At 60.8% G+C, this 9,646-nt stretch carries 10 protein-coding genes; 6 read left to right on the top strand and 4 right to left on the bottom strand.

What is annotated here, in order from left to right; translation table 11 throughout:
- Positions 1 to 198 precede the first annotated feature (198 nt).
- Positions 199 to 1,095 carry an NAD(P)/FAD-dependent oxidoreductase gene (locus NKJ88_RS30015; protein WP_352446595.1) on the bottom strand — a complete coding sequence of 299 codons (897 nt, stop codon included), beginning with the start codon at positions 1,093 to 1,095 and terminating at the stop codon, positions 199 to 201.
- Between the two features lie 129 nt (positions 1,096 to 1,224).
- Here NKJ88_RS30015 and NKJ88_RS30010 point away from each other — a divergent pair, with 129 nt between their 5' ends.
- From NKJ88_RS30010 to NKJ88_RS30000, 3 genes are all read left to right on the top strand, one after another.
- On the top strand, positions 1,225 to 1,854 hold the full coding sequence (locus tag NKJ88_RS30010) for a TetR/AcrR family transcriptional regulator (protein ID WP_023704689.1): 630 nt from the start codon (positions 1,225 to 1,227) through the stop codon (positions 1,852 to 1,854).
- A 537-nt stretch (positions 1,855 to 2,391) separates the two neighbouring features.
- A complete protein-coding gene (locus NKJ88_RS30005; RefSeq protein ID WP_023682758.1) occupies positions 2,392 to 3,567 on the top strand; it encodes a zinc-dependent alcohol dehydrogenase in 1,176 nt (391 codons plus the stop codon).
- 10 nt (positions 3,568 to 3,577) lie between these two features.
- On the top strand, positions 3,578 to 4,126 hold the full coding sequence (locus NKJ88_RS30000; protein ID WP_352446593.1) for a hypothetical protein: 549 nt from the start codon (positions 3,578 to 3,580) through the stop codon (positions 4,124 to 4,126).
- Between the two features lie 255 nt (positions 4,127 to 4,381).
- Here the strand turns inward: NKJ88_RS30000 and NKJ88_RS29995 are convergent, their stop codons facing one another.
- Positions 4,382 to 4,606 (bottom strand): hypothetical protein, encoded by a 225-nt coding sequence (locus NKJ88_RS29995; protein ID WP_155922421.1) that lies wholly within the window; start codon positions 4,604 to 4,606, stop codon positions 4,382 to 4,384.
- Positions 4,607 to 5,579: 973 nt separating this feature from the next.
- Here NKJ88_RS29995 and NKJ88_RS29990 point away from each other — a divergent pair.
- Positions 5,580 to 5,837: a hypothetical protein gene (locus NKJ88_RS29990; RefSeq protein WP_245260390.1), complete on the top strand. Its 258-nt coding sequence runs from the start codon at positions 5,580 to 5,582 to the stop codon at positions 5,835 to 5,837.
- Between the two features lie 283 nt (positions 5,838 to 6,120).
- On the opposite strand, the gene NKJ88_RS29985 is transcribed toward NKJ88_RS29990, so the two are convergent.
- Positions 6,121 to 6,588: a hypothetical protein gene (locus NKJ88_RS29985; protein WP_023686891.1), complete on the bottom strand. Its 468-nt coding sequence runs from the start codon at positions 6,586 to 6,588 to the stop codon at positions 6,121 to 6,123.
- A gap of 404 nt (positions 6,589 to 6,992) precedes the next feature.
- On the opposite strand from NKJ88_RS29985, the gene NKJ88_RS29980 reads away from it, so the two are divergent.
- Positions 6,993 to 7,604 (top strand): EF-hand domain-containing protein, encoded by a 612-nt coding sequence (locus NKJ88_RS29980; protein WP_352446592.1) that lies wholly within the window; start codon positions 6,993 to 6,995, stop codon positions 7,602 to 7,604.
- 199 nt (positions 7,605 to 7,803) lie between these two features.
- On the opposite strand, the gene NKJ88_RS29975 is transcribed toward NKJ88_RS29980, so the two are convergent.
- Positions 7,804 to 7,968 carry a hypothetical protein gene (locus NKJ88_RS29975; RefSeq protein WP_023667766.1) on the bottom strand — a complete coding sequence of 55 codons (165 nt, stop codon included), beginning with the start codon at positions 7,966 to 7,968 and terminating at the stop codon, positions 7,804 to 7,806.
- Between the two features lie 1,010 nt (positions 7,969 to 8,978).
- On the opposite strand from NKJ88_RS29975, the gene NKJ88_RS29970 reads away from it, so the two are divergent.
- Entirely contained in the window at positions 8,979 to 9,638 is a 660-nt protein-coding gene (locus tag NKJ88_RS29970) for a L,D-transpeptidase (RefSeq protein WP_352446590.1), read from the top strand.
- The last annotated feature ends 8 nt before the right edge of the window (positions 9,639 to 9,646 follow it).

The following is a 9,646-nucleotide window of genomic DNA, read 5'->3' as shown; positions in this document are numbered from 1 at the left end:
CGCGGGAATCAGGTGACGTGAACAATCACCAGCCTGCCATGACCGCCCCCTCTCAGCGAATTTGCAGAACTCTCAGCACACTACCGCTGACCGGCCAAAGACGCCCCTCAGGGAGCGGGAGCCGGCGTTCCGCAACACCGGCCCGCAACATTCAGAATATGATAGCCCGCGGCACCCCGGAGAAGGGAATCTGCGCTCTCACACCAGCATCGACTGCTGGGCGAAGATGCCCGCCATCGCGCCGTGCGATATTGCCAGGGTGACCGATGGCGGCGTGAGGGGGTTGGCGAGGTCGCCCGCGGCGTAGATGCCGGGCATGCTGGTTTCGCGGCGCTCGTCGACCTTGAGGATTACGCCGAGGGGCGTATCGACCGTGGCGAGGCCCAGTGATTCATGCAGGCTTGCGGACGGCTTGTTGCGCGGATGCGCGAACAGGATGTCGACCGCGACCTTGGGGCCGGTATCGAACTTGACGGTGGCGTTATGCCCCCCGTGATGGGCGATCTCGCTGATCCGCCTGTCGACGACAGGTATGTTGCGGCGCGCCAGACCGGCCCGGATATCGGGCGGAATGTCGTGACCATCGGCGAAGACCGTCAACCTGTCGGTCCAATCGTGGAACAGCCTGACCTGATTCATCGACTGTGGGCCGGACCAGACGAGGCCCCAATGCTGGCCGGCGACTTCAAAGCCGTCGCAATAGGGGCAGGGCACGATGGACGTGCCCCAACCTTCGGCAAAGCCCGGAACATCAGGCATCTGGTCGGCGACGCCATAGCTCAGGATCAGCCGGCGCGCGCCGAGGCTTCCGCCATCGCCAGTGAGGACGGAGAAATCGTCGATGGCCCCGGAGAGGCTGTCGGCCCGGGCATCGACCAGCTTGATCGTGGGATAGCGCGCCAGCTGCCGCCGCGCCTCGGCCAGGATGTCCAGCGGTGGCTTGTGATCGTGGCCGAGCAGGCCATGCGAGTGGCCGGCGAAGCGGTTGCGCGGCAGGCCGGTATCGAGAACGGTGACCTTACGGCGGGCACGGCCGAGTTGCAGGGCGCCGGCGAGACCGGCAAAGCTGCCGCCGATGATGATGACGTCATCCATGATGGGCTCCGTGTTGTGGATGAGGGGCTGGTTGGACCTGGTTGAAAGCTACCCATCGGCTTGCGCATTTCAGAAACTACATGGTATCGTAATCCGAGAATTTGGATACTGTCAAGGACTGGAATTGTCGTGACCGAAAATAGCCAGGGCCGGCGCGGCCGGCCCGCCAACGAGGCGCTTGGCCAAACGATACTCGACGCTGCGTCCGAACTCTTTGTGGAATTGGGTTTTCAAGCGACCACATTGGACAAGGTCGCCCAGCGGGCGAAGATATCCAAGCTCAGCATCTATCGGCATTTCGAGAACAAGGAGGCGCTGTTCAGCGCGGCCATCTCGGCCGGCTGCCATCAGTTGTTTGCGCCACTGGCCCTTCTTGAAGGCGTCGGCGGTTCGGTCGAGGATCAGCTCATGGCGGTGGGATCATCCCTGCTTCGGACACTGTTGAGATCAGACGTCCGCAGTGTCGAAGCCATGGTCATGGCCGACCAGACGAATCCAAGGTCGTTAAGCAAGCTCCATTTCGAAGCCGGCCCCGCCCATGTCATCGCCCAAATCGAGGTCCTGTTGCGTCAGTTGCACGCGAAGGCGGTTCTGAACGTGCCCGATCCTCTCCGGTCCGCCCGCTTGTTTGCCGCGCTTTTCAAAGGATCCGATCTTTTGATTATCGCACGCTTCGATGAGGCGAGAGCGGCGGACGACAACGAAATCGAATCCTATTGCCGGTCGGCCGTCGCCATGTTCATCGCTGCGCACGGCTAGCAGTCCGCCCTGCCCGCTAATCATTGTATTTCTGCGAAATACTCCGCTAGAGTCGCCGGCGCGATGGCGCCCATCCACCCCATGTCGATCGCGTCGGGTCGGGCTGCGCGCCCGCCGGTGAGCGGCATCTCCTACCTGCTCCGGTCACACAGCGCTGACCCTTGAGCGCCTCCGCCGACCTGTGAGGGCGAGGAAGAGAATGCCGGTTATGGCCGCGAGAATCGAGCAGATGAGGTGTCGATCGCCGCGAAGGGACACCTGCGGACGGACCTTCTTTGGTACACTTGAGTACGTCCATTCGTGGCTCGGGCTCCAGCGGTTCGTGCCCCGACGCGCCCGCGAAGGCCGCTGGTGCCCGCGACAGATCCTTCCAAGCTGCGGGTCTGGAATGGCCCAAAAATTCTCTCGAGCTCCCGGAACATCGGTCCGCCCCTGTGGTTCGACAAGCAGCGGCACAGTCGATCCAACCAGGCATCGGCCCGCTTAGGACAGGCGCGAGGTCCCTACCCACAGATCTTGCGAAAATAGGAGCAAGCTATGCGAGCGTTGGTCTGGCACGGCAAGGAAGACATACGCTGCGATCAGGTTTCGGACCCGGAAATTGAGGATGAACGTGACGCGATCATCAAGGTGACGAGTTGTGCCATATGCGGCTCCGACCTTCACCTCTACCACAACTATGTGCCAGCCATGCTGCCCGGCGACATCATGGGCCACGAGATGATGGGAGAGGTCGTTGAGGTCGGCAAGGGCGTCAACGGCGCTCTGAAGGAGGGAGACCGCATCGTCGTGCCGTTCACCATAATCTGCGGTGAGTGCGACCAGTGCAAGCGACAGAACTTTTCGGTTTGCGAACGCACAAACCGCAAGAAGAATCTCGGTGACAAGGTGTTCGGGCACACCACCGCGGGTCTGTTCGGCTACACTCATTTGACCGGCGGCTATCCCGGGGGACAGGCGGAATACATGCGTGTGCCGTTCGCCGATGCCACGCACGTAAAGGTGCCTGACAGCCTTACCGACGAGCAGGTTCTCTTCCTCGGCGATATTTTTCCTACTGGATGGCAGGCGGCGGCACAGTGCGACATTGAGCCCACCGATACGGTTGCGGTGTGGGGCTGTGGCCCAGTCGGGCAGATGGCCATACGCAGCGCCCTGCTGCTCGGCGCGAAACAGGTGGTGGCGATCGATTGCCTGCCGGAGCGGCTTTCCATGGCCGCGGCCGGCGGCGCCATCGCCATCAATTTCGCCGAGGAAAGTGTCGTCGAACGACTGCGGGAACTCACCGGTGGAAAGGGCCCGGAGAAGTGCATCGATTGCGTCGGCATGGAAAGCCACGTCTCGCTGGCCCAGCCCGATACCGTCTACGATCGCGCAAAGCAGTTGATGCTGATGGAAAATGATCGACCGCACGTTCTGCGTGAGATGATCTATGTCTGCCGGCCGGCCGGCGTGATCTCGATCCCCGGCGTCTACAGCGGGCTGGTCGACAAGATTCCGATGGGACAGGCAATGAACAAGGGGCTCACCTTCCGAATGGGGCAGACCCATGTCAACCGTTGGACCGAGGATCTGTTGCGCCGCATCGAAGATGGCCAGATCGACCCATCCTTCGTCATCACCCATACCGTGGGGCTCGAGCAGGGACCCGAGATGTACAAGGTGTTTCGCGACAAGCAGGACAGCTGCATCAAGGTTGTACTGAAACCGTAGGGAAATCGTCATGAACGTGATTGCCAAACTTACCAACATCACCCGATCGCCTGGCGATCCCAAAGTGCTGAAGACTGGGCAGAGTGCGGTCGCGGCCTCCGATGGCCTTGCCCGCAAGCTCGGCTGGTTCAGCATCGCGCTTGGCGTCGCCGAACTGGTTGGCGCCGAGCGGATTGCCGGCGCGCTCGGCATGCGCGGCAAGGAAGATCTGATCCGCGCTTATGGGGCGCGGGAAATAAGCAGCGGCATACTCTCGCTTTCAGTGGACAAGCAAGCGGGGCTGTGGAGCCGGGTGGCCGGCGACGGCCTGGATATCGCGACATTGCTGACAGCGTATCGGCATGGCAACCCAAAGCGCGATAATGTGGGCCTTGCGCTTGCGATGGTCGCCGGCATCACATTGCTCGACATCATCGGTGCGAAAAGCGTGACCGCGCGCCACTCTCGGAGGGGGACCAAGCCACGCGACTACAGCGATCGAAGCGGCTTTCCCGGAGGCACTGCCGCAGCCCGCGACCGTGCCCGCTCGCAGCGCAGCCAGGAGGCCGGCGCAGCCTGATAGAGATTTCCGAACCCTGGCGGCATGCGACCTGGACAGGTGGCATCTCGTCAGGCCCTAACGCCAGAGGTGGTAGCTCTCGGCGAGCCGAGTTTGCTGGAACAGAGTGGACCGTCGCGCGGCCGTTCTCGCCGTCTCCTGGGTCACCGCCGCGCATGGGTTGTGTGGCCGGTGCGTTAAAGGCACGAAGCAAGCAGCGATCCGACCGGCGTCGAGCCTTCCATGTCTCTTGCCTTGGCAAGGTTCCGGCGATCCTCAGGCCGAGCCGCGTTCGGGAAGCTCGGTCTCTTCCGCCACCCCTTTCCGCAGGTCTCGGCGCAAGCGTTCCGCTTCGTCGGAATTATTATCGTCGTCTGTCCGCTCGAGTTCGCGATCGATTGTCTCGCGCGACCCCTCTGCCGGATCCTGTTGCGGAGATGTGTTCGGGCCGGTTTCGATCTTGCCGTCGCCGGGAACGGTGCGGTCGCGAGACTTCGTCATCTTCAGCTTCCCTTTCATCTGTCATCTGCCTCGGCATCTCCGATGGCATGAATTTGGCCGCTTCCTGCCGAACCGGATCGTCGACGCTTTGTTCCGGGAAAGCCCCCGCAGGTTCGTGCTGGTCGGCCCGGGGCATTGGTCGATGCCCATGCCGGGAAGCATCCTATGCCAACGAGTCGGCGGCAGCCTCATCGATGTCGTTATCAACATGTGGGCTGTTTCGGCCCGGACACGCGAGCACGCCAGGCTCGCGGCGAGTTTTCGAACCGAAGCAGATGCGCAGCGTAACAGCTGGATGTATAGGGAAAAGGCTGCCTCATCCACGACATCGCGCTTCGGGAGGGCCGGCGGCATGCTCGCCTGGGCGGTCCGGCAGCTGGTAGCGAACTGGTCATAGGCCTTTGCAAAGCCGCGTCGATGAAGCGGGTGCGGGTAGCGCTGGTCGTCGAGGCATCTGTCAATCGGAGACAAGCGCGACCACTTGTGACCTCGCTGTTTTTTCCACCGGACTCGACATCTCACTATCATAGTTGATTGTGGCTACCGGTGACCCTGCGTAATGGATAGCCATTCCAACTCTCCAACAGGAAAACGGTATGTTGTATCCGGGTCGGTTTTTGGGGCCAAGCGACATTGAGATGCTCGCCCAGGTTTGTCACACGGTCTGCAAAGAGCGCGCCCTACCTCTTGCTTCGCAGAACGGAGAGCGCATAGCTGCGCATATACTCAGGCTGTTTATGAACGGCTTGATTGGGCAGAATGAACTGCTCGATGCCGAGAGGAACTGGGCTCGTCGGCCTGACCGTTCGGTCCAGCAGACGATGTCAACTACGCGCACATGAGAGGCCGCGTGACCCAGACTTGGTCGTCGGAAAGCCGCCAAGGCCAGTTGGGAACAAACCTGACGTTTAAGCGTTTGTAGAGCCCTTCCACCGGGCAACTCACCGAAATGCTTCTTGCCGTGCATGATGCGATGTCGACGGCCGTTTTGGCGGGCAGGAGCGCCAATGCGGAAATAGTCGGCGTGGTCGACCTCACCAACAAAGCTGAGGTCGACATCGGCATCACCAGCTTGGGAAGAGCCATCCAGTTCGTGGCCAACGCCTCGGTGCTTGGATACGACATTCGCGGCGCCATGGTCTTCTATGGCGCGCCCGGTACCCCGAGCCTAAGGGCGAGAGAGTGCGAGCGCTTGTGGGCGCAGTTTGGCGGCGCGCTTCTACAGCCGTAGCTCTATCAGGACGTTCGCCCCGCCCGTTCTTGGTATGAACGCGTACGGAACTGAGGCGCTACCCAGCCGCAGCGGGAATGGCTCAGTGGTAGCTCTAGCTGGCGACCGCACTAAGCAGCTTTTCGGTGATGGGCTTTGAGCGGCTGAGCCAGCGTGAGAACGTTCGGCCGCATATCTGCCGGTGCCTGCTTTCATGTGACTGGGCGGGGCTATTGGGGAGCCGGGTTGACCACTGGGCCCTTAGCCGAGGGAAGCACAGTACGGCAACCTCGCCTTTTGCTGGCTAACATCCTTCCGCTCTCAGGGACCGGACCATGCGCACAACAACAGGGTCATACGGTTTCTTTTCGGATTTCCGATAATTCATTGTGAAAAGCGCGGCACGCTGGTTGCAGACCATAATTGCACGGACGTAGCGAATCTCGCCATTCTTGACCCCGGAGTAGCTGGCCCATTTCGGGGCTAGGCGCCGATAGGTCAGTCGCCAACCGGCCTTTTCGTCCTCGATCATGCGATGTTCAATCTCGGCGCGAAAACTTGCTTTGCCCAGTCGCGCGCCCCAAACGACCAGAAACGCGTCTCTTGGGCCCTGAAAAGCCGCGCCCTGCTGCGAATTCTGGGTCAGGACGAAATTCGGAGGAATATCGAAACTAAAGCCAAGCTGTCGGACGCCGAAGGGCTGCCACGCCTCGGCCTGAAGCAACGTGGTCCAAAAGAGAAAAACTGTAAGTCCCAGCAGGAGGCGTCGCATTGCTCTGATTTAGCGCTGGCTAACATGGTGTCCAGACGGACAGAGGTCCGTGACATAAAAAATATGCATCATGGCCGCGCAGCATATGGATGCGGGATTCGCGATTGACGGCGTGCGGTCGAAACGGCTTCCGTCCCACGAAAGGAGAGGACGCAGAGGGAATTGGTGCGTCGGTATGATCGACTGGCAGAAAATTGGCGAGGCCGAATGTCCAACGTTCATTGCCCGCCAAAATGGGCGCCGGCTTCCTCTTGTGCCTAGGGAAGAAGAGCCGAAATTATTCCCTGGCGAAGACCCTGATCTACCTCAGACGGGGGGCATGCCCTGTAACTTCGCCGTGACCTGATCCCCTTCGGGGAACAATCAGATCGAGCTCCAGTTTGGCCTTCCAAGCGAAGGCACTGATGGAGCATGCCATGAGATTTCCACACAGCACGACGGCCGCGGCCGCCGTTTTCATTGCCCTGACCTCCCCCGCGCTCGCCCAGACAAGCGGAACACCATCACCCTCGACACCTGCACCCGCTCCGGCAACCGAACCGCCGGCCGCCGGACAGTTGCCGGATGCGACCGGACCAGCGGATGGACCAACACGCGAAATGATCCGCCAGATGGTTGAGCAAGCTGTCCGTGAGCGACTGCAGCAGGATCGCGGTTCCGAAGAGGGTTTCCGCGAGCAAGATAGTCGCAACTATCAAGGCGATCGCAACGAGGATGCTGACCGCCACGATGAAGATGGCGACCGTTGGCAGAACCACGGTGGCCGCGATCGTGGACACAGAATGGCTGGACGCTGGCATCATCAGATGATGCGCGGTGCCGGCATGCGACTGATGTTCGGGCTGTTGGACACCGATGGCGACGGATCGGTGTCCGGGGACGAGGTTCAACGCGCGGTGGGCAGGATGTTCAGTAGCGTTGACGAGAATGGTGATGGCAAGATCGATGTGAACGAGATCCAGTCCTTCATGCTTGGCTCCAGCATGCATGGCACTGATAGCGAGGACACGCCGTAGCTGTCTTCAAAGGGTATGCCCTCCCTCGGACAAAGCGGGCGCGTGGCGGCCGATCCCGAAGCGGTGTCTCTTGGCTGTTAGGCGCCCGGCCAGCACCCTTTAGGCTTGAGCTATTCCCGCAGTCCCGCGAGACGCCAGCCGTGACAAAAAAGGCTTCGCATTGCTGATCGAGGAACGATCGAAGCCGACCAACGCAAGGTCACTCGGGCGCTCGGTCTTCCAGCAGAACGAAGGATGCGGCGATCAAGTCGTCGCCATTGATACGTCCTTGGCTGTCCTCCAACATAGTTGCAACCTTGTGGAAGGCCATCATTTCACCCGCGTCAATCTGCGCTTCACGCATCTTGGCTGTGAGATCAGCCACGCGATTTCCTAACGAATGTGATTTTGCAGTCTCGCAATTCGACATGATTAGTCATCCTTTGCCTTGGGGTTTCACGCTGCCGAACGCAATGCTTCAGCGGATGTTCCGAATTTGGCCATCAGTCTTATGGGATAGGACTTGCGTCTGATTGCGGTTGGAAGAAGCCCGAACGGCGGAACACGCAGCCGGACGCCGAATTGGAAACCCACCGTCGATCGAAGTCCCTTGTCGCCGGTTGAGATCCCGCCATCTTCACTGTCGGGAGGGTGGCGGGATCGCCTTCCGAGGAGCGAGCGCATATGAGGTAATAGATATTTGGCAGATGTACTCACGGCCATCCTGCTCGCTTCTTTTGTCTGCGCATGTTCATTTTTTTCGGGAAACCCCATCTCTCCAACAACACGCAACAACCGCGTTGCTACCCACGATTGATGCGATGACAACTGCATCAACAAAGCAAAGCCTCTTCGCCTAAGGTGCGATTGCCGCGGGCTTTTTCGACTTGAAGGTCGTCCAACGCGCCCGGTGGTCAGGCCATGGCGTTCAGCGGGAGCCAGGTAGACTCATCGCGAAAATCCCGCAGCGAGGCATGTCGCAAGTCCTCCTCGCCGCGTGCGGATACTGGAATCCGCCTGGCTCGTTGTGACAGGCATGCGAAGATGAGTGTCGGCGCATGGACGCGGAAAACCCGCCCGCGTGAGCCAGCGGGCCTTGTGATGGGATGGCCCGCGCGTGCGGTCAAGGCTGCGCGGGCCGACCATGATGAATGAGGGGACATCTTGGTCACCGGCACGACCGATGAAGAACGAGCCGGGTGTGACAAAACACCCTTGGAGCGAGGATGTTCCCGTCCGCACAAAAAAGCCCGCCGGCGTGAGCCGGCGGGCAATCGCTATTTTGCCGTCAAGCGGACAGACCGCTTGCGGCCCACCCACTGCAGCATTTTTCCACTTTGAGCCGAAATCATTCTCAACTATGGTTCGCCAGGCTTAAGGCATGGGGGATTGCCGATGGTTTTATCACGCAGGGGTGTCGTGCTCGGCGGTCTGGCGCTGGTCGCGGTCGGTGGAACCAGCAATATTGTTCAAGCCGCGGGGGCAAAATCCTTTTTCGCCGGTACCGCCAGCGATAACGATTTCGTCTATCGCAAGACCAACTTCGCCAAGATCGACAAGAGGTGGCATCGCCAGATCGTCAAGTATTTCAGCAGCGAGCCGGTCGGCACCGTCGTGGTCGATACCCGCCACCACTTCCTCTACCTCATCATGGAAAACAAGACTGCCATCCGCTACGGCGTCGGCGTCGGCAAGGAAGGCTTCAAATGGTACGGCCGCGCGACGATCGATCGCCGCGCGCTGTGGCCGCAATGGGTCCCACCGCCAGAAATGCGCAAGCGCAAGCCGGACCTGCCGCCCATGGTCGCAGGCGGCGCGTCCAACAATCCGCTCGGGCCGCGCGCGCTCTATCTGTACCGCGACGGCGCCGACATCGGCTACCGCCTGCATGGCACGCTCGAGCCGTGGAGCATCGGCACCGACGCTTCCAGCGGCTGCATCCGCATGTTCCCCGAAGACATCATCGACCTCTACCAGCGGTGCCCGATCGGCACCGCGGTGGAGGTCCTGCCGCACATCGCCGACCAGGCGCCCGCTTCCACCACTGTCGAATGATTGGCGCA

The organism is Mesorhizobium sp. M0016, assembly GCF_040324035.1.
Classification (GTDB): Bacteria; Pseudomonadota; Alphaproteobacteria; order Rhizobiales; family Rhizobiaceae; genus Mesorhizobium.
Note: the sequence above shows the minus strand (reverse complement) of the source record. Positions and strands in the feature narration are given on the sequence as shown.